Raw genomic sequence first — 24,894 nt, forward strand, 5'->3', positions numbered from 1 at the left:
CATTCTCGACCGTGCACAGTGACACCAGCATGTCACCATTGCTCGAAAGCGTCGCTCGCTCGGAGGACAGGTGATGAACCGCACGGACCGGCTCTACGCGTTGACCGAGGAACTCCGCCGGGCGGCCACTCGCGGCCGCACCGCGGCACGGCTCGCGGCGCTGTTCGAAGTCAGTCCGCGGACGATCAAGCGTGATGTGCTGGCCCTGCAGGAGTCCGGCCTGCCCATCTGGGCGCAGCCAGGCCCCGGCGGCGGGTATGTATTGGACCCCGCGGCCACCCTCCCGCCGGTCAACTTCACCCCGGCCCAGGCGGTCGCCGTCGCCGTCGCGCTGGCTTCGGTCAGGGACGCCCCGTTCGCTGCGGATGGCGCCAGTGCGCTGGCGAAGGTCTTCGATGTGCTCGACGACGAGTCTCGCCGACGCGCGGACGACCTGGGGGCGTTGGTCTGGGTCAACGACGATCCCGTTCAGCCGCCGCCGGGCGCCACCCGTGGCCCGGCATCCGGCGGCCGGGCCATCGAGGAGGCGCTACGGCGGCGCGTCGTGGTCGTCCTCGATTACATCGATGCACAGGGAACGCCGACGCGGCGCCGCGTCGAACCGATGATGATGGCGCTCACCTACGGCCACTGGTATCTCATCGGCTGGTGCCGCCGGCGTGACGCGGTGCGCTGGTTCCGCTGGGATCGGATCCGCGACGCGCACGCCACGCCGGAACGAGTTGTGGAGCGGGATCTGTCCGTCATCGGCGAGTTCCCGGCGACGGCACGCTCCATCGCATGGCGCGCCGAGTGAGGTACGACGGTCAGAAGACCTTGGCGAGTTCGCGTGCCCGGGCCTGTGCGGCTCGGCGATCCGCCTCCGGCTCGGCTGTCACCAGGTCGGGACGGAACTCGATGGCACTGATGTCGTCGATGCCCGCCCAGCGCAGCCACGTGTCGAGGTAGGGCGCCTGGTAATCGCTGCCGAAGCCCGGACCCCGTCCGCTCCCGTACACGCCGCTGGTGTAGACGACGGTGGCCTTCTTGTTTCGTAGCAGACCGGTGTATCCGTGCTCGGGGTCGAAGGAGAACGCCATCCCCGGCTGGCTGACGACGTCGATGAACTGCTTGAGGATGTAGGGAACATGGTGATTCCACATCGGCACGCTGAACAGGTACTTCTCGGCGCTGTCGAATCGCTGGAAGGCAGCCTCGACGGTCTCCCAGGCCGTGGCCTGTGCGTCATCGAACTCGTCGCCGCCGAACACGGCCATCTTGGCGCCGGCCTCGGTGGGGCCGAAGGGCGGCAGTGTTCCATCCCACAGGTCCCAATGGACCACCCGGTCGTGGGGGTGCGAATCGCGGTAGGCGTCGAGAAAGACCTCCGCGAGCGCCAGGGACTCGGAGCCGGTCCCGCGTGGTGATGCGGAGATGTGCAGCAGTGTGGTCATCTGACCTTCCCTTCGATGGAGTCCGGTCTGGTAGACGGGCCGCGGGGTCGCGCCCGGCCAGCCATCTGGACTACAGTCCGCTTATGTCTGCGAGTGACCTTACCGGACCGCAGTCCGGTTATGCCAGTGCCCCGGACGAACTCCTCATCCTGCGGACGTCGCCGCCGAAAGAGCGGGCCGATGCGGCGCGCAACCGGTCAGCCGTGCTGGAAGCCGCCGCGCGTCTATTCGGCAGCCGTGGAGTGGAGGACGTGTCGATGGACGCGATCGCGGCCGAGGCAGGCGTGGGCAAGGGCACGCTCTTCCGGCGTTTCGGCGATAAGGCCGGCCTGGCGACGGCGCTCCTCGACGAACGCGAGCGAGAGCTGCAGGAGCGGATCCTGTTCGGGCCGGCGCCGCTCGGTCCGGGTCAGATCGACGACGCGCCGTCGCCCGGCGACCGGCTGCGCGCGTTCGTCGAGGCGTACCTGGATTACGCACTCGAGCACCTCGGCCTGGTCCGCATGTCCGAAACCGCGTCGCCCGGCGCGCGCTATCGCATCGGTGCGTACCGCTTCTGGCATAGACACGTGGCGTTGTTGCTGGCCGAGGCGTCGAATGGGGGCACGCTCGACGCCGACGCGATCGCGCATGCCGTGCTGGCGCCGTTGGCGGCCGAACACCTGCACGCTGTGGTGTCGGAGCATGGCGAGGACAGAGTGCGAGCTGCCACGCTGACTGTGGTCACCACGCTCCTTGCCGCCGTTGCGGCGTGAAGGTCAGTCCCGCGTCCCTGATGCCGGCCCGGAAGCGACCACGCCTTCACATGTAGGGCGCTCGACAGATGATCTTTATAACGATATAGACGTGTTCGTCGCATTTCGTTGACGCGTTCGACGGCCGCCGATACGTTGCCCGGCAACCAAGATCAGACTGCGTCTCGCACGTGGCCGCCAGGAGGGCCTCGTCCGACCCGTTCGAGTTCGCCCCATCCATGGGGTGCCAGGTCGATCGCGCGGATGAGGGCGCGGCCGGGCGCCGCAGTGCTCGACCGGAGGGGGCGGATACACATGTTCACCATCGCATCGCCACGCCGGCGTGCCCTCGTGCATGCGGCGGTTTCGATCGGCATCGCGGCTGGGGTTGTCGCTGGTGCGACGGCTTGCGGAAGCGACGACACCCCGGCGGCAGACCGGGTGGAGACCACGGAGACCAGCACACCGACGCCGACATCCAGCGCCGCACCGACGCGGTCCGCGCCGACTCCGACCAAGACTCCTACCCGGACGAAGACTTCCACCCCGACCCCCGTGATCACGGTGACGACCGAGACGGAGACCGAAGCCATCCCGTTCAAGACGGTGGAGACGGATGATCCGGATATGCCGAAGGGGGAGAGCGCCGTCGTCACGGAAGGGGTCGAGGGGGAAAAGACTCTGACCTACGAGGTGACGGCCACCGATGGCGAGGAGACATCCCGTGAGCTGGTCGACGAGGAGATCACGACTCAACCGGTGGACGAGGTCATCGCCGTGGGCACCTACGTGGAGCCTGAACCGGAACCAGAGCCGGAGCCGGAATCAGAGCCGGAGGGCGATTGCGATCCCAATTATGCGGGGGCGTGCGTCCCCATCGACAGCGATGTGGACTGCGCAGGTGGGAGCGGCGACGGCCCGTCATACGTGCGAGGGCCGGTGACCGTCATCGGCACCGATGTCTACCGGCTGGACGCGGACGGGGACGGTATCGCCTGCGAGCAGTGACCTCTGGCGACGGCTAGGCCGGGCCAGGCCGCCGACGATGCCGGAAACGGCATGCATTGTGGTCGCCCGAACGACCACGATGCATGCCATTTCCGCAGCGCGAGCGCTCAGCTCATGTGGGCGGCGCGGTGGACTCGCGGACGACCAACTGCGGTCCGATCACGACGCGATGCTTCGGCCGATCCTCCGAGGGGTCCTGTAGGCGCGCCATGAGCAGGTCGAACGCCGCCCGGCCGATCGCCTCGCGGTGTGGGCGTACCGCTGTCAGGGGCGGATCGCACAGGGCGGCCACCTGGTCGTCGTAGGCGAGGACCGCGAGGTCCCCGGGTACCTTGATGCCGCGCTCCTGGCACCGCTCCACCAGGGAGATCGCCTCGGGATCGGAATGTACCAGCAGCGCGGTGGTCCCGCTGTCCAGGCAGGCGTCCAGGATCTCCTCCACGGTCGCCGGCCAGCCGCTCTCCCGGTGATCGACGGTCTCCCTGTCCGGTGCCTCCGTGTGGTTGAGCTCGAGCTCGTCGCACGCAGCCCGCCAGCCGCGGCGGATGCGTGGCGCGTGCGGACTGCCCAGCGTCGTGAGCAGCCCCACCTTGTGGTGCCCCAACGCGGCCAAGTGCCGCACCGCGACGGCTGCGCCGAGCTCGTGATCACTGACCACGGACTCCATCGGCTCCAGGTACGGGCCGATGGCGGCCGATCGCTCGACCAGCACCACGGGCACGGTCGCGGACCGCAGCCACCGCACCAGTTCCTCGCCTTCGGTGCCCGTCGTCGTGGGTGCGACGAGGAGACCGTCCACGCCGACGCCCTCGACCAGCCGGTCGAGTTGTCGTCGCTCATCAGCCGCCTCATAGGTGGCGCCGCGCAGGACAATTCGGACCTCCGCCTGCGCGGCGGCCTCGCGCACGCCGCGGATGACGTCAGGCCAGTAGTAGTCCAGCGAAGGCACGACCATGCCGACCGTGGCGTGCGGGGACTCCGGGCCGTTCGGGCCGGAAGACCCGTCCGTGTGCCCGGTCGCCGTGTGCCCGACCGCCGTGTGCCCGGCCGCCGCGTGCCCGGCGACCGTGTGGGAGTCCGGCAGTTCAGCTGCGGGTCCGCCGTCGGATGCGGCCTCGTCGCGCAACGTCGCTCCCCCGTGGACTCGGCGAAGCAGGCCTTGGCTGGCGAGCAGCGCGATGTCCCGGCGGACGGTGATGGGTGTGACCCCCAATGTATCCGCCAGATCGTTGACGCGGACCGTTCCCCGCCGGTGCAGCTCGTTCAGGACGCGCTCGCGTCGTTCCTCCGGCAGGAGCACCGGCGGCTCGGACGACGTCATGCCGCCACCTCCACGGTCAGAGTGAAGCTGCCGCGGGCCCGACCGGGTAGATGCAGGTCGAGCCGGGTCAACCGCGGTCCCCACACGTCGGAGAGCATCGGATCGTCCAGCTCACGCGGAGTCAGCGTGGCCGACACCACGCCCGGGTCCCAGCGCAGAGCGACCGGCCGGGCGTCGTCCAGGGGGCGGACGACGATCCGGCCGTCGCCGGTCGGTGTGACCTGCCCGGCCAGCAGGTAACGGATCGTGGTGGGTGCGTCGTCCCGGTCGTCCTCGGCGACGTCCGCCGTGAGGCCCGCTGCGACGTCCGCCGCGAACAGCCAGGCGTCGTCGATGGTGACCTGACGCCGGGTGCGGTCCAGCGTGGCCGTCCGATACCACGACTGCAGGCCTGCCACCGGATAGGCGGTGGCCAGGTCGAGCCGGACCTCGAAACGGGATTCATCGGCGGTGGCCACGACGTCGCGTGCGCGGTAGCGCGAGCCCTGACCCTGTGCTGCGCCGCGGATCTCCGGCACGTTGTGCCAGCTGCTCTGCATCGTCCATATCGAGTATCGGTCGGGGCCGAATGTCTGCGCCGTATATGTGGGACGTCCGGGGTCCACGAGCGCCGGCACGCCGTCCACAGCCACGACCACGGAGCCGACGTCGTTGTGGTTGTGGTGCTCGTCGTTGTGGCCACCCTTGATCGCGAGCGCGAGGCCGTCGGCGGTCCCGCCCTTCTCCCGGGCGAGACCGACCTGCGTGCCCGGCAGCCACACCTGGGCGAGCAGTGGTGGCGTGGCGGGTTCGGCTGCCAGCCACGCCGGATCGTTCAGCGCCATCAGCAACCGGCCCAAGCCGTTCTCGTCCGTGGCCGCAGGGCTTCCGGGGGTGCGATGTGCGGCGGCGTGCCGGGCGGCGTCGTCGTCGCCGACGCGCGTCGCCCACCGGTGCAGTGCGTGCCAGGGTTGTTCGCTCGGCGGCCGGGCACGGGCGTCAGCGACGTTGAGGTACCAGCCCGCACCCAGGTGCATCCGGTGCGGGAACGCCACCGTCTCCCGGACCACGGGCACCTCGGCGGCGTCCAGCGCGCCCCCGGTGACGTGCGCCAGGACGTCCAGCGCCTCCAGCGCGCGGCATGCCCCGTTCCACCAGTATTCGTAGCCTTCGTCGATCGAGCCGTCAGCGGGCAACGCGTCGAGGAACCGGTCCAATCCCTCGACGGCCTTCGCCACGGTGCGGGCCTTCCGCTCCTCGTCGTCCAGCAGCTGCACCGCGGCGACCAGAACGTTGCCGCAGATCCACGGGCACCAGTTGTGCACGTTGCCGTCGAGTCCGAGCCAGTGCCAGTCGTTGCGGTCCAGGAACGGGTCGAGGACGCGATTGCGGGTCTCCCAGCGTATCCGGTCGCGCAGGCCGGGGTAGCGCTCGTCGAGCATCGGCCCGAGGGCGTGGTCGGTCCAGGCCAGTTGGGCGGCGACCTCGCCGGCCCCGAGATCGACGTGAGGCATGCGGACGTCCGGAACGACCGTGCCCGTGGCGCGGGGCGTGGGATCGTGCGCGGCCCAGCACCAGGAGGACTGCTCGCAGAGCACCGCGATGCCGTCGGCCGCCTCGTCCAGCCAGGCGGCACCGTCGGCGGCGGCCAGGACGACCGCACGGGTGAGTCGCCGCTGCCTGGCGCCGACCTGATCCTCATACGCGGTGCGGTTGCCGTCGCGCAGGAAACGTGCGTACTGCGAGATCAGCGGCTGCGGCCAAGGCGTCGTGCGCTCGGCCTCGGCGGCGACGCGCAGATGCTGCACTGTTGCCGCGGCTTCGCCGGCGGACCGTCCCAGCGAGGCAGCCGTAGCTCCGGGCAACGCCTCCGGACGGGAACGCAGCGTGTGAGCCAGGGCCTCGGCCCTCGCCGCCGACCCCCACCTGGACAGCAGAGGGCCAGGCTGATCGGGCGGCGACGGTGCCATGTGTCCCTCCGGTCTGTGAGTCGGTTACCCGATCATCTCTGATCGATATTGTTTATTTCAAGGTCTTGACGGCAACGTGTCGGCGGAGTTTACTGTTCAGCCACGCCCAAATGAACATAAATGATCGATCGCGAACGCTGCGGCGATCACCGTCGCTCATGCCGGAAGGTCATGCCGGAAGGTGCGAGCCGACAACGACCGGAGAGAGGCGATACGTGACAAGCCGACGGCCGAATGCGCTGCTCCTCATGGATGACCGGACCTTCGAGCTGCAGTTCCGTGAGCCTCAGCTGCGCCGGGTCCGCTCGCTGGTCGAGCTCGGCGAACCGATGCGTGCCGACGATCTTGATTCGCCCGAGGTCCGGCAGCGACTGCAGGAGGTGGAGGTCCTGTTGACGTCCTGGGGCTGTCCCGAGCTGACCGAGGAACGGTTGGCCGGCATGCCCGGCCTGCGGGCCGTCTTCCATTGCGCGGGCAGTGTGCGTTCGTTCGTCACCGATGCGGTGTGGCGGCGCCACCTACTGGTGACCAATGCTGCGGACGAGAACGCGATCCCGGTCGCCGAGTTCACCTTCGCCGCGGTCGTCTTCGCCGGCAAGAAGGTGCCGTTCCTGGGGAGCGAGGCGCGCGAGCATCGCGGGGCATGGGAATTCGTGCGGTTCCGCGAGGATCTGTCGAACCGCGGCCGTGTGGTGGGTGTGGTCGGATTCTCCCGGGTCGGGCAGCGCGTGGTGGAGCGGCTGCGCAGCCTCGATGTGGAGATCCTGGTAGCGGACCCGTACGCGGACAAGAGCGCGGTCGCCGACGCCGGCGCGCGCCTGGTCGAGTTGCCCGAGCTGCTCCAGGCGTGCGATGTGCTGACCCTGCATGTGCCGGAGCTGCCGACGACGCGCCACCTGATCGGTGCGGAGGAGCTGGCGCTGCTGCGCGACGGCGCGACCGTGATCAACACGGCCCGCGGGTCGGTGATCGATACTGCCGCCCTGACCCGGGAATGCGCTTACCGGCGTCTGTACGCGATGCTCGACGTGACCGACCCCGACCCGCTGCCCGCCGACTCGCCCCTCTTCGATCTGCCGAACGTGCTGATCACACCGCACGTCGCCGGTTCGCTCGGCTCGGAGGCGCAGCGGATGAGCGACAGCGCGCTCGACGAGCTCGAGCGCTACGTGACCGGTCGGCCGCCGCGCGCGGCCGTCACCCCCGACGAGTTGGCGGTGAGCGCATGACCACAGAGGCCACGACCCCGGAGGCCGGTGCCGGCCCCCCGATGGAGACGGTGTCGCCGATCACGGGATGGACTCGTGAGCACTGGACCGAGCTGGCCGATCGGATGCTGCTTGCCGTGCGCCCGTACGCGTCGCCCGGCCATGCACTGATCGTGCCGCCAGGCGCCGTCGGCGGGTACGGCCACAGAGCCGACGGGTTGGAAGGCTTCGCCCGCACGTTCCTGCTCGCCGGGTTCCGGCTGGCCGGATCGGACGGCGCGGATCCCGACGATATTCCCGGCCTGGCCGAGTGGTATGCCGAGGGCATCGCGGCCGGTACCGACCCGGCGTCTCCCGAGCGGTGGATACGGCCGGACGAGCACGGCCAGGCCAAGGTGGAGGCGGCGTCGATCGCGCTGATCCTGGATATGACCCGGCCCTGGATCTGGGACCGGCTCTCTCCGAGCGTGCAGGAACGGGTGGTCGCGTACCTGGCGACGGTCGTCGGCGACGACGGTTATCCACGCTGCAACTGGGTGTGGTTCCGGATCGTCGTGGAGACCTTCCTCCGTTCCGTCGGCGGCCCCTGGTCGTCGGCGGATATCGAGGCCGACCTCGCCGCACACGATTCCTTCTACCGGCAGGACGGCTGGTTCGCCGACGGCGACGAGCGGTCCTTCGACCACTACGTCGGCTGGGCGCTGCACCTGTACCCGATCCTCTGGTCCCGGATGCGCGGCGCCGACGGGACGTCGTCCGACGTCGGGCTCGACCTCGCCGCCGACCGACGGGAGACCGACCGGCAGCGCCTGAGCCGGTTCCTGACCGACTACGTGCGCATGATCGGGGCCGACGGCTCGCCGCTCATCCAGGGACGCAGCCTCATCTATCGGTTCGCGGCCGCGGCCCCGCTGTGGGCCGGAGCGATCGCCGGAGTGGATACCGCCTCGCCCGGCCGGCTGCGTCGCGCGGCGTCCGGGATCGTCCGGCATTTCGCCGAGAACGGAGCTCCTGACAAGCGCGGGCTGCTCACCATGGGATGGCACCACGAGTGGCGACGTCTGGCACAGAGCTACTCGGGCCCGTCGTCGCCGTATTGGGCCGCCAAGGGCATGCTCGGCCTCGCTCTGCCGGCAGACCACCCGGTGTGGACGTCGGAGGAGGAAGAGCTACCGGTCGAGCGGGACGACGAGGTGTGGGCGGCGCCGGCACCGGGATGGCTGGCCAACGGTACCCGCGGCGACGGAATCGTCCGGGTGATCAACCACGGCACCGACCACGCCGTCGTCGGAGCCCAGGCCGGCGACTCGCCGCTGTACGCCCGGCTGGGCTACTCCACGGCGACGGCGCCGCTGATGTCCGAGCATGCCTGGCAGAACCCGGTCGATCAGACAGCCGGCCTGCTGGACGCCGACGGCCGCGCCACCCACCGGGCCGGTATGCGCACGTTGCGGACCGAGGTGCTGGACACCCCGGACGGGTCCCGGACTGCGGTCGGTGCGTCGGTGGCCCGGGCGCGCTGGATCACACCACCCGACGGTCCGGTGCGTGACCACGGATCCGGACGCGCCGGATCCGTCCGGGACGCCGCGGCCGTGACCACGGTCTCGATCGTGCGCGACGGCTGGGAGGTGCGGTGCGTCCGGGTGGACCCGCTGCCCGACGCCCCGGACGCCATCACCGCGGCGGTGCGGCTGCGTATCGGCGGCTGGCCGCTCGTCGTCGCGGACGGGGCGGACGTCGCGGACGGCACCGCCACGGTGCGCGCGCCACGGGCGGTGTCGACCGTGCTTGCGGTCCGCGGGTTCGACGATGCGGGTGTCCACCGCGAGGACGACGCCAGCATGCTCGGCTCGCGCGCCGCCGTCCCGTGGGTCTCCGGGCCGGTACGCGCCGGCCGGTGGAGCGTCGTCGTCGTCGGTCTGCACGGCGAGGTGCCTGAACCGCCCGTCGTCGTGCTCCTGGACGACACGATCCCGAAGGTACGGATCACCTGGTCGGAGGGTCATGACGACGAGATCGAACTCGAACGTGCGCCGGCCGCGCAGGCTCCGGAACGACCGGCCGGTTGAGGAGTTTCAACGGGGGACAGGCGACAGGACTCGACGACGAGACCTGAGGAGAGGAGAACGGAAATGCGAGCACGGTTAGACAGAAACGCCCGGCTGGGCAAGGTCGTCGCCTCGGCCGCGGCGGTGGCGTTCGTGGTGACCGCATGCGGTGGCGACGACGGCGGTGACAGCGCGTCCAGCGGCGACGGCGATGTCACCCTGTCGGTCTCGGTGTGGAACTACGACACCACACCGGAGTTCCAGGCTCTGTTCGAGGCCTTCGAGGAAGCCAACCCGAACATCACCATCGAACCGGTGGACATCCTCGCCGATGATTACGACGACAAGCTCACCGCGATGCTGGCGGGCGGCGACGAGACCGACGTGCTCACCATGAAGAACGTCATCGGCTACTCGCGCTACGCCAACCGCGGTCAGCTCGCGGACATCAGCGACGTGGTCGAGTCCGCGGACACCGAGAACCTCGCCGGTCTGGAGTCGTACGACATCGACGGCTCGTATTACGCGATGCCGTATCGGCAGGACTTCTGGCTGCTGTACTACAACAAGGGCCTGTTCGACGAGGCAGGGCTGGACTACCCGGAGAACGTCACCTGGGACGAGTACGCCGACCTCGCCGAGCAGCTCACCTCGGGTGACGGCGGTGAGAAGGTCTACGGCACGTACCACCACACCTGGCGGTCGGTGATCCAGGCGATCTCCGCGGCGCAGACCGGCGGCGACCAGTTGGGCGGTGACTACGCGTTCTTCACCGATCAGTACGAGATGGCCGTCGGCCTGCAGGACTCCGGGTTCGCGCTCGATTACGGCACCGCATCCGCGCAGCAGGCGGACTACCGGAACATGTTCGAGACCGAGGCCACCGCGATGATGCCGATGGGCACCTGGTACATCTCCGGGATCCTCGCCGCGAAGGCGAACGGTGACACCGAGGTGGACTGGGGACTGGCCCCGATGCCGCAGCGCCCGGACTCCGACGAGGTGGTGACCTTCGGCTCGCCGACCGCCTTCGCCGTCAACGAGAACGCCCAGAACGCCGACGCCGCGAAGCGGTTCGTGGAGTTCGCCTCGGGCGTGGAAGGTGCGACGGCGATCGCCGACGTCGGCGTGGTGCCGGCGCTGCAGTCCCCGGAGATCACGGACGCGTACTTCGCGCTCGACGGCATGCCGGAGGACGAGCTCTCCCGGACGGCGTTCGAACCGGACGTCGTCGAGCTGGAGATGCCGGTGAGCGAGACCACGTCGGACGTCGACACCATCCTCAACGAGGAACATGAGCTGATCATGGTCGGCGAGAAGTCGATCGCGGACGGCATCGCGACCATGGGAGACCGGGTCAACAACGAGGTCCGCTAGACCGAGGCCTGCTCATCCGAGGCCCGCTCGTCCGAGGCCCGCTCGTCCGCATCGCACCACGTTCTACCCGCTGATCATCAACGAGGAGCCATCCGCCCCTTTCGTGGAGGTCATCCGTTGATGATCAGCGGGGCAAGCCGGAGAGGACACCATGTCTCACGTCACGACCCAGCCGGGTACACCTGGCACGGCGTCGCCGCCCACGGGGCCGCCGCCCACGGGGCAGTCGCCCACGGGGCGGTCGTCGGGCAGCCGCGGCGGCCGACGACGTCTGATCAAACGCAGCACGCTCGTCGGCTGGAGCTTCATCCTGCCGAACTTCATCGGCTTCGCCCTGTTCACGCTCGTTCCGGTGATCGCGGCGTTCGTGCTGGCGTTCATGGAGTGGAACTCGTACAGCTCACCGTCATGGGTCGGGCTGGACAACTTCGAGCGCATGTTCAGCGACGAGAACTTCCGGGTCGCGTTCGTCAACACACTGTTCTACGCGGGCGGCCACATCCCGCTGACGCTCGTGGCCGCGCTGACGCTGGCGGTGGTGCTCAACCGGAAGATCCGCGGCGTGCAGTTCTTCCGGACCGCGGCCTTCTTCCCGTACATCACGTCGCTGGTCGCCGTCGCCGTGGTGTGGAACATGCTGTTCGACCCCACCATGGGCCCGGTCAACCAGTTCCTGGAGACGCTCGGGATCTCCAACCCGCCGCGCTGGACGGCCAGCACGGACTGGTCCATGCCCGCCGTCATCATCACCAGCGTGTGGCGGGACATGGGGTACTACATGGTGCTCTATCTGGCCGGGCTGCAGACCATCCCGGAGGAGTACTACGAGGCCGCCCGGGTGGACGGGGCCAACGCATGGCAGCGTTTCTGGCACGTCACCCTTCCAGGGCTGCGGCCGGTGACGTTCTTCGTCGTCGTGATGCTGACCATCCAGAGCTTCAAGATCCTCGATCTCATCGTGGTGATGACCGACGGCGGACCGGGCCGCAGCACGCTGGTGCTCGCCCAGCTCATCTACCGCGAGGGCATCCGCGAGGGCCGGTTCGGCTACTCGTCGGCGATCGCCCTGGTGTTGTTCTTCATCGTCTTGACCATCACGGTCCTCCAGTTCCGCCTCAATGAACGGAGGAAGGCCTGATGTCCGCGTTGCCTGACGTCGTCTCGCCCGACACGCCGCCGCGGCAGCTCAACGCGTCCGTGCAGGCGCGGCGGCGTAAGAGTTTGCTGCGCAAGGCACTGACCTACCTGGTCATGACCGCCGTCGCGCTGCTGGTGCTGGTGCCGTTCGCGTGGATGATCTCGTCGTCGCTGAAGCGCAACAACGAGGTCTTCACCGTTCCGATCCAGTGGATACCGGAGGAGTTCCGCTGGTCGAACTTCGTCGACATCTGGGACCGGATCCCGATGGTGACCTACCTGCGGAACTCGGCGTTCCTCTCCGTCACGATCACGTTCCTGCAGGTGCTCACCGGAAGCTTCGCGGCGTATGGCTTCGCCAAGGTGCGGTTCCCGGGACGGGACGCGCTGTTCCTGGCGTATATCGGGACGATCGCCGTGCCGTGGCAGGCGTACATGGTGCCGCAGTACATCATGATGCAGGAGGCGGGGCTGACCAACACGTTCTGGTCGATCATCTTTCTGCAGGCGTTCAGCGCGTTCGGCGTGTTCCTGATGCGGCAGTACTACATGTCGATCCCGGACGAGCTCGTCGAGGCGGCCCGGATCGACGGCCTGAGCGAGTACGGCATCTACCGGCGGATCATGCTGCCACTGTCCAAGCCGGCCCTGGCCAGCCTCGCGCTGTTGACCTTCGTCAACACGTGGAACGATTACATGGGGCCGTTCATCTACCTGACCAGCAACGATCTGTGGACGGTCCAGCTGGGTCTGCGATCGTTCATCGGCCAGTACAGCGCCGACTACGCGATGATCATGACCGGTGCGGTGATCTCGGTGTTGCCGATCGTCGTGATCTTCCTGCTCGGCCAGCGCTACTTCATCCGTGGCATCGCGACGACGGGGCTGAAGGGGTGAGCGCCATGGACGTGCGGGTGAACGCCGGTTCCCGGGGCGGCGTCGTGCGCGTTCTGCTCCGCCCGGCGGCACAGAGCACCTACGAGAACATCTTCGGCACCGTCTACGTGGGCCTGATGGTCAACCTGCTGGTGGCGGTGGCCTGCTCGCCACTGCTGGTGGCGCTGGGCGTGGTGCGCAACCCGTTCGCGTCGTGGCCGTTCTTCCTGGCCCTCTCGGTGGTGTGCGCACCCGCGCTGGCCGGTGCGTTCGGCTGTTTCCGAGCGCTGACGGAGGGCGCTGGAACCGTGGTGCTGCGCCCGTTCTGGACGGCCTACCGCCGCGCCGCCCGGCGGTCGCTGACCGCGTGGGCCGTCGGCGCTGCGGTCGTGGCCGTGCTGGTGGCGGACGGCATCGTCGTTGCGCGCACGTCGTGGGGCGGGGCGTTGGTGCCGTTCTTCGTGACGACGTCGGCGCTGGTGGTGGCGGTTGTCGTGGGCGTCGTCGTGCTGACTGTCGAGCGGCCCGACGCCCGGCTGCGCGAGCTGGTGCGCCCGTGCGTCTACCTGCTGGTGCGTCGGTGGTACCTGGTGGCGATGAACCTGGTGGTACTCGCGCTGGCGGTGACGATCGCGCTGGTCAAGCCCGCTGTCGGGCTCCTGGTGGCGTGTTCGCCACTGCTCTACGTGGTGTGGGCGAACACCCGCTACGCCCTCACCCCGCTCCTATCCCCCCAATCCTCCCATGATCATGAACACTAACCGCTGTTATATGCACGCCTAGTGTTCATGATCATGGGGATGTCCGGTCGCAGTGTAGCGAGAGGAGTGCCATGCCCAGAGCAGAGCAAGCGTTTTCCGACGACGGTGGCCCGCCGCGCTTTCCGACCCGCGCACCACGCCGGTCGGCAGCCGCGACGGTGGCGGTCGGCACCGTGACGGCGCTGGGAGCGAGCGTCATCGCCGCTCCCGGCGTCTCCGCGGCGGATGCGGTCACGGCCGCCGCCGACGCACCCGGCAGCGCGGTGACCGTGCAGATCGACCCGTCGTACCAGCAGCAGGAGTTCGAAGGTTGGGGTGCCAGTCTCGTCTGGTCCGCCAACATCACCGGCGGCTATCCGGACGAGATCCGCCAGAAGCTCGTCGACATGGTCTTCGGTGAGGACGGCCTGCGGCTCAACATCGCCCGGTACAACATCGGCGGCGGTAACGCGCCCGACGTCCGCGACGACTACATGAAGGTCGGCGCCACCATGGAGGGGTTCTGGAACGCCCCGGAAGGCACCACCCGGGAAGACATGGACTGGTGGGATCCGGACAACCCGGACCATTGGAACTTCGACGCCGACGCCAACCAGCGCTGGTGGATCGATGCGATCAAGGACCGGGTCGACCACTGGGAGGCGTTCAGCAACTCGCCGCCGTGGTTCCAGACCATCAACGGCTACGTCTCCGGACCGTTCACCGCCGGGCAGGACTCGATCCGCGAGGACACCCTCGACGACTTCGGCACCTACCTTGTGCGCGTCATGGAGCACATCGAGGACGCGCACGGCATCGAGTTCGACACGGTCGACCCGCTCAACGAACCGAACACCACGTACTGGACCACCACGCTCGGCCCGGACGGCCAGCCCGTCGGCGGCCGTCAGGAGGGCGTGCACGCCGGGCCGGAGCTGCAGCAGAAGGTGATCCACGCGCTGCGGGACGCCCTGGCAGGCGCGGACACCGACGCCGTCATCTCCGCGATGGACGAGACGAACCCCGGGATCTTCCTGCAGAACTGGAACGCCTACTCGGCCGAGTCCAAGGCCGCCGTCGAGCAGATGAACGTGCACACGTACGGCACCGGCCAGCGCACCGCCGTCCGCGACCTCGCCAAGGGCGATCACAAGACGCTGTGGCAGAGCGAGGTCGAAGGGTCGTTCCACTCGCCGACGGACTACACCACCATGGAGACCGGCCTGGGGATCGCGAACCGGATCGTGAACGACCTGCGCGAGCTGGAGCCGTCGGCGTGGGTGCTCTGGCAGCCGATCGAGGACACCAACCCGCAGGTGGCCGGCGGCGGCAACTGGGGCAGCATCCACATCCCGTTCGACTGCACCGATGAGGACACGCTCGAATCCTGCCCGATCCAGACCAACACGAAGTACGACACGATCCGCAACTTCACCCACCACATCGAGCCCGGTGACCGGGTGGTCAAGGTCGACGACACCTCCAGCATCGCCGCGCTGAAGGCGTTCGGCGAGGGCGCCACGGTGGTGCACGTCAACGACACCGGCTCGTCCCGCGAGGTGACTCTCGATCTCTCACGGTTCAAGAAGGTGGACCGGCGCGCCACGGTGACCCCGATCGTCAGCAGCGCCGACGGCGGCCTCGTCGAGGGCGATCCGGTCTGGGTGGACGGCGACTCGGCCTCCGTCGTGGTTCCGGCCAAGTCGGTGACGACGTTCGTGGTAGACGGTGTGAGCGGCGTGGCGAAGGACGCCGCGCTGGTGCAGCCGGAGCACGTCTACCGGCTGGAGGGTGTGCAGAGCGGGCACTCGCTGGCGCCGTCCGACGACGGCAGCGGCGTCGTCATCCGCGCCACCGACGCCGGCCGCACCGACCAGCTGTGGTCGGTGCAGAAGCTGACCGACGGTCTCAGCAACCGGGAACGGTACGAGATCACCAACGTCGGATCCGGCCAGCGGCTCGCCGTTCGCGACGGCAGCCTGGTGCTGGAAGAGCCTGATGCGGGCGGCGGCGACGCGGCGCAGTGGATCATGTCGACGACGGGCGACGGCACGTACACGCTGGTGAACGCCGCAACCGGTCGGGTGCTCGATGTCTCCGGGCATGCCACGGGCGACGGCAGCTCCGTCGGCACGTGGACGCCCACGGCAGGCAACAACCAGCGCTGGACGGTGACGGACGAGACGGTCCTGGAAACCCATACCGCCGAGCTGTTCACCGTGCCGGGCGTGGCGCCGGAGCTGCCGGAGACGGTCGCCGGCGTGTATCGGGACGGCATCCGCGGCGAGTTGCCGGTGACCTGGGAGCCGCTGCCCGACGAGCGGTGGAAGAAGCCGGGGACGGTGCTGGTGCCCGGCGAGGCGACCGATGCGCTGGGGAGGACGTTCCCTGCGAAGGCCGTGGTCACCGTCGACGCGATCACGTCGACGCAGCCCGGCCGGGCAAAGACCTATGTCGGTGCCGCCCCCGCCGACCTGCCGGAGACCGTCGTCGGCGTCGGTGAGCATGGCAGCGAGGTGGACCTTCCGGTCACGTGGGAGCCAGCGCCAGACGGTGCGTTCGACGACGCCGGGGTGGCGACCCTGGAGGGGTTCGCCGAGGTGATCGACGGCAGCATGGTCGAGGCGACGCTGCGGGTGCAAGTGACCGAGCCGGTGGAGGCGAACGCTGCGCTCGACGACGGCGTCGTCGCGAGTGCGACGTTCACCGAGGGCGGCTACTCGGCGGATCGGCTGCGCAACGGCAACACCACGGAGAAGGCGTGGTCGAACTGGAAGTCGGGGGACACCAAGAACCCGTCCGACACGATCACCTACGAGTTGCCGACCAAGCGCGACGTGACGCGGGTGGTCACCCACTTCTACCGGGACGGGAACAACCCGAGCGTCGCGGAGAGCCTGCGGGTCGAGGTGCGCGACGACGACGGCGGTTGGGTCGACGTGAGCGGCGAGGTCGAGATCGAATGGGACGGCGGCGCCGCGCCCGCGGTGGACGTCCCGGTGTCGGCCGACTCGACGGATGCGGTGCGGGTGGTGATGACGGCCCGGCCGTCGGGCTACATGACGCTCAGCGAGATCGAGGTGTTCGCCGACGCACCAGGTGTCTCGTCGAACGCCGATGCGGCGTCGATCGAGGTGGACGGTGTGCCGATCGACGGGTTCGACCCGGGCACCACATCGTATGAGGCATCGGTCCGCAGTCCGCGCCGCAGCGTCGTCACGGCTAGCGCGACCGACCCGTACGCCACGGTGCGTGTCGACGCGTCGGACGCTGGTGACCAGCTCGAACGCACCGTCGTGGTCACTGTGGAGAGCGAGGACGGCTCGCAGACGCGGGAGTACGAAGTCCGGCTGGCACGCGGCTGACGGCTGATTGACGGTGGACGGATGTGCGCGGAAGGTGCAAGGTTCTACGTCGTTGCTCGCAGGACCTTCCACATCTCGGACAACCGTCCACCGTTGATCGGTGGCATGCTCGGGGGCGGTTACGTGAACTCGTCCCCGCGACGCCGCCGCGAAAGCGCCGGTGACGGCACAACACATCGACGGTCACGGTAGGGATACTCTTGATGCCGCTCTCGTGAATCTCATCGTTCACTGGACGTCCTACTCTGTGGTCGATATAGTGAATGCCGCAAGCAGCAATAGCTGCTTGAAGTAGACCCGGCAGTCTTCCGGACGGTGGACGAGCCGGGTTCGCGCATTTTATGGGTCGACCTCGATGATCTCCGCAATGAGCGGCTGGGCCTGTCGTCGCCATTCGCCGCCATTCGCCGCCACGTTGCCAGCACCATGCTGCCGCGTCGCTAACCCACAGTAGGGGTTCGCTCTTTGCTCGCATGTGTGTATAGGCCGGTGCACGCGTGGCTTCGGCGCCGTGGAGTCGGGCAGCGATGAGCTGGCGATCACGGCTCATCAGTGAGTCATCTTGTTCGAGGACTAAGCGGTGTGCGCCATGTTTGACAACGTCATCGAGCAATGCATTCAGGCATTCTTCGCGCCCTCGCTTATGTGATTTATTGGCTGATATGTACAGAATCACGGCGAGATTCAGCCGGCCCAGAGTGCTGAGGATGGTTCGACGTCGTGAATCGCCCTCTTTCGCGAAGTGTAGCCTCGTCTGTCCTGGTAAAGGGAGCCGCCGTACAGCGGATCGTGTGGTGGCGAGGTTGACCGATGCCACTATCGTTGCGGCTACGACATAGCCCTTCGACTTGCCTTCGTCGAGGAAGACGTGTGCATCTTGGCCAAACATGATCACCAGGGTAGCGACCCCCTTTGTGGTCGCGAAATATCCGAATTCGCGGCTCAGTAAGGCTGGAGCGTTCCGATATCAGTGGAGGGTTTACACGTCACAGCGTGTAAAATCTCCACCTATTTTCGAAATACACGTCGACGGTCTCCGTACAGATACGCTTGGTCCTCGTGTCGCGGAATCGATATGCCCTCCGAGTTCCGCCGCCGTGTTCCGTCCGGCGAGGTCATCTCGCGCTCGGCGAGCCGGCCGGCGTCTCCGATCGTGTCGAGGTGACCAGCCGATGGATCGAACGCGCCGGGAAGCCGTGGTTTCCCGTGACGGGCGAAATCCACTACGCGCGCATACCGCGGGAGCGCTGGTCTGCCGTCCTCGGCCATGCCCGCGCGGGCGGGCTCGACTCGGTGGCCACCTACGTCTTCTGGCATGCACACGAGCCGGAACCCGGCGACTTTCGCTGGGACGGCGACCTCGACCTGAGAGCCTTCATCGAGGAGGCGGCGGCGCACGGACTCGACGTCGTCGTGCGGATGGGTCCGTGGGCGCACGGCGAGGCACGCTACGGCGGATTCCCGGACTGGCTTATGCAGCTCGGGCTGAAGACCCGCACCAACGATCCCGCGTACCTCGAACTGGTTCGCGTTCTGTACGCCGAGACGGCCGCACAGCTCGCCGGGCTGACTCACGCCGAGGGCGGTCCTGTCGTCGCGGCCCAGGTGGACAACGAGCTCTACGATCAGCCGGAGCATCTGTCGGCGCTGCGTGAGATCGCCGAGGAGGCCGGTATCCAGGTGCCTGTCTGGACGGCCACGGGCTGGGGCGGTGCCCAGGTGCCCGAGACATTCCTGCCGGTCTACAGCGCCTACGCCGAGGGATTCTGGGAGGACTCCACTGTCGACTGGCCGGAGTTCGCGCCGTTTCACTTCCGGTACAGCGAGGTCCGCGATGACCTGTCCGTCGGGGCGGATCTGCGCGAGGCCCTCGACGGCATCGTTCTCGGCGCGGACGCCGTGCCGCTGAGGGACGATGCTGCCGTCCCGTTCGTGACCTGTGAGCTCGGCGGCGGCATGCACGTCGCTTACCACCGCCGTCCGCTGGTCTCGGCCCAGGACGTCGAGGCACTGGCACTGGCGAAGATCGGCAGCGGATCGATCTGGCAGGGCTACTACATGTACAGCGGCGGGACACAGCGCGTGGACGGGCGCGGCACCTTGCAGGAGTCGCACGCCACCGGCTATCCCAACGACGTTCCGTGCCTGAGCTATGACTTCTACGCCCCCATCGGCGAGCACGGGCAGATCCGGCCGCACTACCACCTGCTGCGACGCCAGCATCTGTGGCTACGCGAAGACGGACACCGGCTCGCGATGATGGCGACGACGGTGGGCGGCGGCAGCGAGGACCCGGACGAGCTGCGATGGGCCGTGCGCTCCGACGGGCACAGCGGCTACCTGTTCCTGACCACTTACCAGCCGCCGAAGCAGCCACTGGCCGCACAGAACGGCGTCCAGATCACGGTCGGATTCGACGACGCCGACGTGACGGTGCCGACCGAGCCGGTCGACATCCCCGCCGGTCTGTCGCTTGTCTGGCCATTGCGGTATCCGCTGGCGACGGGTCTCGTGTTGCGCAGCGCCACGGCGCAGGTGCTGACGCGCATCACCGATGACGAGGGCGAGATCCTCGTCCTCGCGGCTGCCGAGGGCATCCCCGTGGAACTCGTGCTCGACGCGGAGGTGGACGTCAGCGGAAGCGGTCGCGGCCGCCCTGGCGACGGCGGAACCGTGGTGAGCCTCGCCAGTGCGCCGGGCCCGGACTGCGTCGTGGAGCTTCCTGGCATCCGGATCCTGGTCTTGGACCCGGTGAGCGCCAACCGCCTGTACCGGATGGAGGTCGCGGGGCGCGAGCGCCTGGTGCTGACGGACACGCCGATCTATGCCGACCGTGGGGACCTTGTCCTGCACCCCGAGCACACCCAGTGCCACGTGTCGTTGTTACCGGCACCGGCTACCCTCGTGGCGGAGGGCGCGGAGCTGGGCGCCGCGTCGGATCGGGGCCGGTGGCGCAGATGGACGCTCGCGGTGCCGACCGCGGGCGCTCGCCGGCTGGTCGCCGGTGTGCGCGCCGCGGACGTAGCGGCGCCGAAACCGGTGCATGGCGGGCCGATGAACCGGCTCAGCGCGCCGACGGACTTCTCATCGGCGGCGCCGGTACACATCGACGTGCCGCGCGACGTGTTCGCCGGCGCTGTGGCCGGCGCGGGCCGGGTGCTGCTGCGGGTCACCTGGACCGGCGACGTCGGCAGGGCGTTCGTCGGGGACCGGCTCGTCAGTGATCATTTCTGGCACGGGCGGGCCTGGGACATCGACCTCACACCCGTCGCCGACGAGGCCGCCGAGCACGGCGTGCGGCTGGAGTTGCTGCCGTGGCGGCGCGACACCGGCGTGTGGGTCGACCCTGCTGTTCGGGGCGTACGCGATGGTGTGGTCGTCGAGTCGGTGGACGTAGTACGCGTGGGCCGGGTCCGCCTGAGCGTGGGAGACGCGGAACGGTAGCCCGTGTCTCGGCGGGCATCACACACGCGCAGGGTCCGGCGTGCCGTGGCGTGCGGACCGGCGTGCCCGGAGGCGGCGCAGCATCCGAGCGTCGTCGAAGCCGACGGCTCGTGCCGCCGCCTCCATGGTGGCGCCATGCCCGAGGAGATATTCGGCACGTTCCATCCGCAGCGTCTGCTGGTAGCGCAGCGGCGTCATCCCGGTGGCGCGGGTGAACAACCTGGTCACCGTGCGCTCACTGCATCCGGCCACGTCAGCGAGGTCAGCCAGGAGCACGCGTTCGGTGAATCGGGCGTCGATGTGGTCCTGCACCCGGTGCACGGCCTCGTTGAGGTGTGACCGGTGCCGGAGCATGGCGCTGGCCTGCGGCTCGTCGCCGTTGCGGCGGGCGTACACCACCATGGATCGGGCGACCTGCGCCGCCGCGCCGGGGCCGTGACGGGTGGCGATCAGGTACAGCGCGAGGTCGATACCGCTGGCGATGCCCGCCGAGGTGACGACGCGGTCGTCGACCACGTAGAGAACATCGCGGACGACGGACGCCGCTCGATGACGACGGGCCAGCTCGTCCTGCAACTCGTGATGCGTCGTGCAACGACGCCGATCCAGGAGTCCCGCCGCTCCGAGTCCGAAGGCGCCACTGCATACGCTGGCGACGGTTCCGCCGGCGGCATGGTGTGCGCGTAGGCGCTCCAGGCTGGGTTCGGCGAGTGATGGGATGCGGGTCCGCAGCGGCGAGCGCCAGCCCGGCACCATGATCAGATCCCGGTCGGTCAGCGTCGGCCAGGTTGTTTCCGCCCGGATGCGCGCACCCTGTGCGGTGACGATCTCCTCGGTCTCGGCGACGTAACTGAGCGTGTAGTCGTCACCGTGATCACCCGCGGTGGAGAACACCTGCGCGGGACCGGCCAGGTCCAGCAGGTGCAGATTCGGTACGAGCAGAAAGACGACACGGGTCACGATCTGGTCAGGCTAGCGCGTTCCGGTCAGTTCGGCCACGGTGCGGATGGTCGCGAAGCGGCCGGCTAGCGCATACTCGGTCCGGGCGATGATCTCATGCGTACCGAGGGTCCGCGGGTCGGTGAGGATCTGCTCGGGCGTCAGTGTGGCCGGGGCGTCGCGGTGTGCGATCGGGTTCGTCGCCGTCGCCTCGGTGACGAACGTCACCTCGTAGCCGAGATCCGAGGCGAGCCGTGCGGTGGTCTCGCAGCACTGCTCGGTCCGGATGCCGCAGACGGTCAACTCGCGCACGCCCCGAGACGTCAGCAGTTGCTGCAGGTTCGTTGTGGTGAACGCGTTGTGCGACGTTTTGGCCAGGACCGACTCGCCGGCTTGGGGAACCAGGCCTTCCATCAGCCGGACATGGCCGCTCGCAGGGTCGAAGGGCCCGCCGCTGCCCGGTTCGGTGTGCAGTATCCAGGCGACGAGATCGCCCTGGTCCCGGGCGAGTTCGGCCAGCTCGCCGACCGGCTTGGCGATCTCCGGATTCGAGATGAGCTTCCACAGCGGACGCTGCCGGAACGACTCCTGGACGTCGAGGACGATGAGGGCACGGTTCATGACCCCGATTCTGCGCCGCGCACCCGGCGGCGCATAAGGCCACTTCAAGCCGTCGAGCGGAACGATCCGGTCACCGGCTTGGGGAGATCCGGGAGATGTGCCATCGTGGCCGTAGTTGCCGTTGTGGAGGTGCACACATGTCGACGGGCCCGGCCGGATGGCGGCCGAGTGTGGCTGAGCCGCACGACACGGGTGGTGAATCGGTGTGCTGGCTGCCGCAGGTCTGCGAGGATTGTGGGCGCCTTGCCGACGACGAGCCGCCGACCGTCTGTGCGGCCTGCGGCGCCAGTATCGACGTTCCCTGAACCCACGCCGCACCACAGCGGCGAACGCGGACGATGCCCGACGCTGCGGGTGCCCGCATGTCACGCGGAGCGTTCAGCGGAGCCGAGGCGGGGAAACTCAGTGGTCGAGAAGATGACTTCGACGGGGACCTCGAAGTACTCGGCGATCTTCAGCGCGAGGTAGAGGCTGGGGCTGTATTCACCGCGTTCGAGATAGCCGACCGTCTGGTAGTGGACGCCCAGCGCGTCGGCGAGCTCACGCCGGGAGATGCCGCGCTCCGCCCTGAGCATGGCGATCCTGTTGTAGACGGTCTCGCTCAAGGTCGTCCTTTCTCCGGCTTGGCCGATCCACTACATCCCATACCGTTGCATGGCCTGCTGGCGTCGTTCCTCCAGGGCGGACCCGGACTCGCGCCGGGCCATCCGGCGCAGCACGGGCGGCGCGAGCAGCAGCCCGACGACGGCCCACGCGCTGAGCACGCCGACGGCCTCCCACAGCCTCCATGCCTCGCCGATCTCAGCGCCGGCGGCGTCATCGGGTAGCAGTGCCCAGCGGATGCCGTGTCCGAGCCAGTACATCGGAAAGACCTGCGCGACGACCTGCAACCACTCCGCCAGCGCGGTGATCGGGTAGAAGATGCCGGATATGGCGCTCAGCGTGGCGATGGGCAGCATGGACAGCCCGAACGACGCCTGCGGATTGCTGACCTGCGAGCCGATGAGCGCTCCCCACGGGAGGGTCGCCAGTAGACCGAGTGCGGCGAATCCGAGCAGACCGAGCCAGCCCGTGACGGGCGTGTCGAGCAGCTCGGTGACGAAGATCAACCCGGCCGCCAGGATGATCGCAAGCATGACGGCCGTGGCCAGAGCTATGACGACGAGCTTGGCCACCACATAACCGACCATGCCGTGCGGGGTCGCCTTGGCACGCAGCAAGGTGCCGTCTTCTCGCTCGACGGTCAGCATGCCGCTCGGACCGAGGATGCCGCTCCAGGCCACCATCATGCCGAGGATGCTGGGCAGGACCACGCTCGCGAGTGACTGCGTTGTGCCCTCGACGGTGGAGTCGCGCTGGAAGAAGAGCACCACGGCGAACACCAGCGCGACGGCGACGTACCAGCCCCACTCGTCGACCGTCCTGGTGTTGTTCTTGGTCTCGATCCAGCCTCGGGAGAGCCCGAGGCGGCAGGCGTAGATCGTCGGGTTCATCAGCGTGCCCTCTTCAGGTTCGTCAGCGCGGTGGCAGCGCCCGGACTCGGGTTCTGGTCCTGGTCCAGCCCCGTTTCGTATCTGTGCACCAGCGCCATGTAGGTGTCTTCGAGGCTCGCCCGGCGCACTTCCAGGTCTCGAACCTCGTCGCGCTCGGTCAGCAGAAGGTCGCGGACGAATTCGGTGGCGTCGTCCGTGGCGTGCACGAAGTGCTGGCCCCCGACGCTCCAGCGCACCTCGGCCTGGCTGGAGACGTTGCGGGCGAGCTGGTCGGCACTTCCGTCGGCGACGATCCGACCGCCGGCGAGGATGAGGATGCGGTCGGTGAGCTTCTCGGCCTCGTCGAGATCATGAGTGGTGAGCACGACGGTGGTCCCCTCCAGGTCGGACAGGCGATGGACGAGGTCGTGGAAGTCACGCCGGGCGTGCGGATCCAGCCCGGCGGTCGGTTCGTCGAGGAAGAGCAGTTCCGGACGGCCGACGACACCGATGGCGACGTCGAGCCTGCGTCGCTGGCCTCCGGACAGTTGTCCCAAGCACCGGCTTGCCTGTTCCCGAAGCCCGACCATGTCCATCAGTTCGTCGACCTGGATCGGGCGCTGCCGATCCGGTGCCGAATACGGCGCGTAGTAGCGGCCGAGGTGATCGAGCAGATCGCGTACCTTCCATCTGACGTGGTCGCGCCAGGATTGCAGCACGATGCCGATCCGGGCGCGCCAGTCCTCGCCGCCGTTGAGGGGATCGACGCCGAGTACGGTGACGTCCCCGGCCGAACGGGCCCGGAAGCCCTCGAGGATCTCGACTGTGGTGGTCTTGCCCGCACCATTGGGGCCGAGCAGGGCGATCACCTCGCCACGGTGGACCGTGAAGTCCACGCCATCCAGCACGTCCGTGGACCCGTAGCGCATGCGCAGGTCGCGGACGTCGATGACGGTGTCGCCCTCGCCGCTGGGACCGCCCGGCTGGCGCGCGTCGAGCTGGCTCAACACAGGGATCTACCTCATTCTGCGTAGTGTCTATCTGATGGTTGATAGTACATCTACTACATAGTGATATACAGGTGCACACCGACCGGAGTCCGACTCGATGCTTTCCTCGGGATCCACGTGTCGGGTACAAGCCGCGCGGAGGTCGTGGAGCTCCTGCTTTGCGAGGCGTCGGTGCCGAGGCGTTGCCGTCGCGACCGGCGCGCCATGTC

At 68.4% G+C, this 24,894-nt stretch carries 20 protein-coding genes; 12 read left to right on the forward strand and 8 right to left on the reverse strand.

Annotated features, from left to right (window positions below; translation table 11 throughout):
* Window positions 1-73 precede the first annotated feature (73 nt).
* Window positions 74-796, forward strand: a complete 723-nt coding sequence (locus G1H10_RS22575) for a helix-turn-helix transcriptional regulator (protein ID WP_163741987.1) — start codon at window positions 74-76, stop codon at window positions 794-796.
* Window positions 797-806: 10 nt separating this feature from the next.
* On the opposite strand, the gene G1H10_RS22580 is transcribed toward G1H10_RS22575, so the two are convergent.
* The gene (locus G1H10_RS22580; protein WP_163741988.1) at window positions 807-1,433 is read right to left on the reverse strand and encodes an FMN-dependent NADH-azoreductase; all 627 of its coding nucleotides are present in this window, start codon (window positions 1,431-1,433) and stop codon (window positions 807-809) included.
* Window positions 1,434-1,516: 83 nt separating this feature from the next.
* Between G1H10_RS22580 and G1H10_RS22585 the strand changes: the two genes are divergently transcribed.
* Window positions 1,517-2,188 carry a TetR/AcrR family transcriptional regulator gene (locus G1H10_RS22585; protein ID WP_163741989.1) on the forward strand — a complete coding sequence of 224 codons (672 nt, stop codon included), beginning with the start codon at window positions 1,517-1,519 and terminating at the stop codon, window positions 2,186-2,188.
* A gap of 543 nt (window positions 2,189-2,731) precedes the next feature.
* A complete protein-coding gene (locus G1H10_RS34715; protein WP_216853566.1) occupies window positions 2,732-3,175 on the forward strand; it encodes a G5 domain-containing protein in 444 nt (147 codons plus the stop codon).
* A 112-nt stretch (window positions 3,176-3,287) separates the two neighbouring features.
* Here the strand turns inward: G1H10_RS34715 and G1H10_RS22595 are convergent, their stop codons facing one another.
* A complete protein-coding gene (locus G1H10_RS22595) occupies window positions 3,288-4,496 on the reverse strand; it encodes a substrate-binding domain-containing protein (RefSeq protein WP_163741990.1) in 1,209 nt (402 codons plus the stop codon).
* A complete protein-coding gene (locus G1H10_RS22600; protein WP_163741991.1) occupies window positions 4,493-6,445 on the reverse strand; it encodes a heparinase II/III domain-containing protein in 1,953 nt (650 codons plus the stop codon). Before G1H10_RS22600 ends, G1H10_RS22595 begins: the two co-directional genes overlap by 4 nt.
* A gap of 248 nt (window positions 6,446-6,693) precedes the next feature.
* Between G1H10_RS22600 and G1H10_RS22605 the strand changes: the two genes are divergently transcribed.
* From G1H10_RS22605 to G1H10_RS22640, 8 genes are all read left to right on the forward strand, one after another.
* Window positions 6,694-7,674, forward strand: a complete 981-nt coding sequence (locus tag G1H10_RS22605; RefSeq protein ID WP_163741992.1) for a hydroxyacid dehydrogenase — start codon at window positions 6,694-6,696, stop codon at window positions 7,672-7,674.
* Entirely contained in the window at window positions 7,671-9,725 is a 2,055-nt protein-coding gene (locus G1H10_RS22610) for a DUF2264 domain-containing protein (RefSeq protein WP_216853567.1), read from the forward strand. Before G1H10_RS22605 ends, G1H10_RS22610 begins: the two co-directional genes overlap by 4 nt.
* A 63-nt stretch (window positions 9,726-9,788) precedes the next feature.
* Entirely contained in the window at window positions 9,789-11,081 is a 1,293-nt protein-coding gene (locus G1H10_RS22615; protein WP_163741993.1) for an ABC transporter substrate-binding protein, read from the forward strand.
* Between the two features lie 151 nt (window positions 11,082-11,232).
* Window positions 11,233-12,219: a carbohydrate ABC transporter permease gene (locus G1H10_RS22620; protein WP_163741995.1), complete on the forward strand. Its 987-nt coding sequence runs from the start codon at window positions 11,233-11,235 to the stop codon at window positions 12,217-12,219.
* A 113-nt stretch (window positions 12,220-12,332) separates the two neighbouring features.
* Window positions 12,333-13,115: a carbohydrate ABC transporter permease gene (locus tag G1H10_RS22625; protein WP_376778651.1), complete on the forward strand. Its 783-nt coding sequence runs from the start codon at window positions 12,333-12,335 to the stop codon at window positions 13,113-13,115.
* Between the two features lie 5 nt (window positions 13,116-13,120).
* Window positions 13,121-13,855 (forward strand): ferredoxin-NADPH reductase, encoded by a 735-nt coding sequence (locus tag G1H10_RS22630; RefSeq protein ID WP_163741999.1) that lies wholly within the window; start codon window positions 13,121-13,123, stop codon window positions 13,853-13,855.
* 71 nt (window positions 13,856-13,926) lie between these two features.
* Window positions 13,927-17,199, forward strand: coding sequence for an RICIN domain-containing protein (locus tag G1H10_RS22635; protein WP_163742000.1), 3,273 nt, complete (start codon window positions 13,927-13,929; stop codon window positions 17,197-17,199).
* Window positions 17,200-18,360: 1,161 nt separating this feature from the next.
* The gene (locus G1H10_RS22640; RefSeq protein WP_163742002.1) at window positions 18,361-20,643 is read left to right on the forward strand and encodes a beta-galactosidase; all 2,283 of its coding nucleotides are present in this window, start codon (window positions 18,361-18,363) and stop codon (window positions 20,641-20,643) included.
* Between the two features lie 18 nt (window positions 20,644-20,661).
* Here the strand turns inward: G1H10_RS22640 and G1H10_RS22645 are convergent, their stop codons facing one another.
* Both G1H10_RS22645 and G1H10_RS22650 read right to left on the reverse strand, forming a co-directional pair.
* A complete protein-coding gene (locus tag G1H10_RS22645) occupies window positions 20,662-21,603 on the reverse strand; it encodes a GlxA family transcriptional regulator (protein ID WP_163742004.1) in 942 nt (313 codons plus the stop codon).
* 12 nt (window positions 21,604-21,615) lie between these two features.
* Window positions 21,616-22,203, reverse strand: coding sequence for a cysteine hydrolase family protein (locus G1H10_RS22650; protein ID WP_163742006.1), 588 nt, complete (start codon window positions 22,201-22,203; stop codon window positions 21,616-21,618).
* A 137-nt stretch (window positions 22,204-22,340) separates the two neighbouring features.
* Between G1H10_RS22650 and G1H10_RS22655 the strand changes: the two genes are divergently transcribed.
* Window positions 22,341-22,508: a hypothetical protein gene (locus G1H10_RS22655; protein ID WP_163742008.1), complete on the forward strand. Its 168-nt coding sequence runs from the start codon at window positions 22,341-22,343 to the stop codon at window positions 22,506-22,508.
* Between the two features lie 60 nt (window positions 22,509-22,568).
* On the opposite strand, the gene G1H10_RS22660 is transcribed toward G1H10_RS22655, so the two are convergent.
* Genes G1H10_RS22660 through G1H10_RS22670 form a run of 3 tightly spaced genes read right to left on the reverse strand, consistent with a single transcriptional unit; the run spans window position 22,569 to window position 24,604 of the window.
* Complete coding sequence (locus G1H10_RS22660; protein WP_163742010.1) at window positions 22,569-22,808, reverse strand: helix-turn-helix transcriptional regulator; 240 nt, start codon at window positions 22,806-22,808, stop codon at window positions 22,569-22,571.
* 30 nt (window positions 22,809-22,838) lie between these two features.
* Window positions 22,839-23,696, reverse strand: coding sequence for an ABC transporter permease (locus G1H10_RS22665; RefSeq protein WP_163742012.1), 858 nt, complete (start codon window positions 23,694-23,696; stop codon window positions 22,839-22,841).
* Window positions 23,696-24,604, reverse strand: coding sequence for an ABC transporter ATP-binding protein (locus G1H10_RS22670; protein ID WP_163742150.1), 909 nt, complete (start codon window positions 24,602-24,604; stop codon window positions 23,696-23,698). Before G1H10_RS22670 ends, G1H10_RS22665 begins: the two co-directional genes overlap by 1 nt.
* Window positions 24,605-24,894 lie beyond the last annotated feature (290 nt).

This window comes from Phytoactinopolyspora halotolerans, from assembly GCF_010550675.1.
GTDB classification, from domain to species: domain Bacteria; phylum Actinomycetota; class Actinomycetes; order Jiangellales; family Jiangellaceae; genus Phytoactinopolyspora; species Phytoactinopolyspora halotolerans.

Coding starts and splice junctions, on each gene's coding strand:
- G1H10_RS22580 (WP_163741988.1), bottom strand. CDS start 1,433: ATGACCACACTGCTGCACATCTCCGCATCACCACGCGGGACCGGCTCC.
- G1H10_RS22670 (WP_163742150.1), bottom strand. CDS start 24,604: ATGCGCTACGGGTCCACGGACGTGCTGGATGGCGTGGACTTCACGGTC.
- G1H10_RS22630 (WP_163741999.1), top strand. CDS start 13,121: ATGGACGTGCGGGTGAACGCCGGTTCCCGGGGCGGCGTCGTGCGCGTT.
- G1H10_RS22650 (WP_163742006.1), bottom strand. CDS start 22,203: ATGAACCGTGCCCTCATCGTCCTCGACGTCCAGGAGTCGTTCCGGCAG.
- G1H10_RS22585 (WP_163741989.1), top strand. CDS start 1,517: ATGTCTGCGAGTGACCTTACCGGACCGCAGTCCGGTTATGCCAGTGCC.
- G1H10_RS22605 (WP_163741992.1), top strand. CDS start 6,694: ATGGATGACCGGACCTTCGAGCTGCAGTTCCGTGAGCCTCAGCTGCGC.
- G1H10_RS22610 (WP_216853567.1), top strand. CDS start 7,671: ATGACCACAGAGGCCACGACCCCGGAGGCCGGTGCCGGCCCCCCGATG.
- G1H10_RS22635 (WP_163742000.1), top strand. CDS start 13,927: ATGCCCAGAGCAGAGCAAGCGTTTTCCGACGACGGTGGCCCGCCGCGC.
- G1H10_RS22655 (WP_163742008.1), top strand. CDS start 22,341: ATGTCGACGGGCCCGGCCGGATGGCGGCCGAGTGTGGCTGAGCCGCAC.
- G1H10_RS22600 (WP_163741991.1), bottom strand. CDS start 6,445: ATGGCACCGTCGCCGCCCGATCAGCCTGGCCCTCTGCTGTCCAGGTGG.
- G1H10_RS22625 (WP_376778651.1), top strand. CDS start 12,333: ATGACCGCCGTCGCGCTGCTGGTGCTGGTGCCGTTCGCGTGGATGATC.
- G1H10_RS22665 (WP_163742012.1), bottom strand. CDS start 23,696: ATGAACCCGACGATCTACGCCTGCCGCCTCGGGCTCTCCCGAGGCTGG.
- G1H10_RS22615 (WP_163741993.1), top strand. CDS start 9,789: ATGCGAGCACGGTTAGACAGAAACGCCCGGCTGGGCAAGGTCGTCGCC.
- G1H10_RS22620 (WP_163741995.1), top strand. CDS start 11,233: ATGTCTCACGTCACGACCCAGCCGGGTACACCTGGCACGGCGTCGCCG.
- G1H10_RS22595 (WP_163741990.1), bottom strand. CDS start 4,496: ATGACGTCGTCCGAGCCGCCGGTGCTCCTGCCGGAGGAACGACGCGAG.
- G1H10_RS22575 (WP_163741987.1), top strand. CDS start 74: ATGAACCGCACGGACCGGCTCTACGCGTTGACCGAGGAACTCCGCCGG.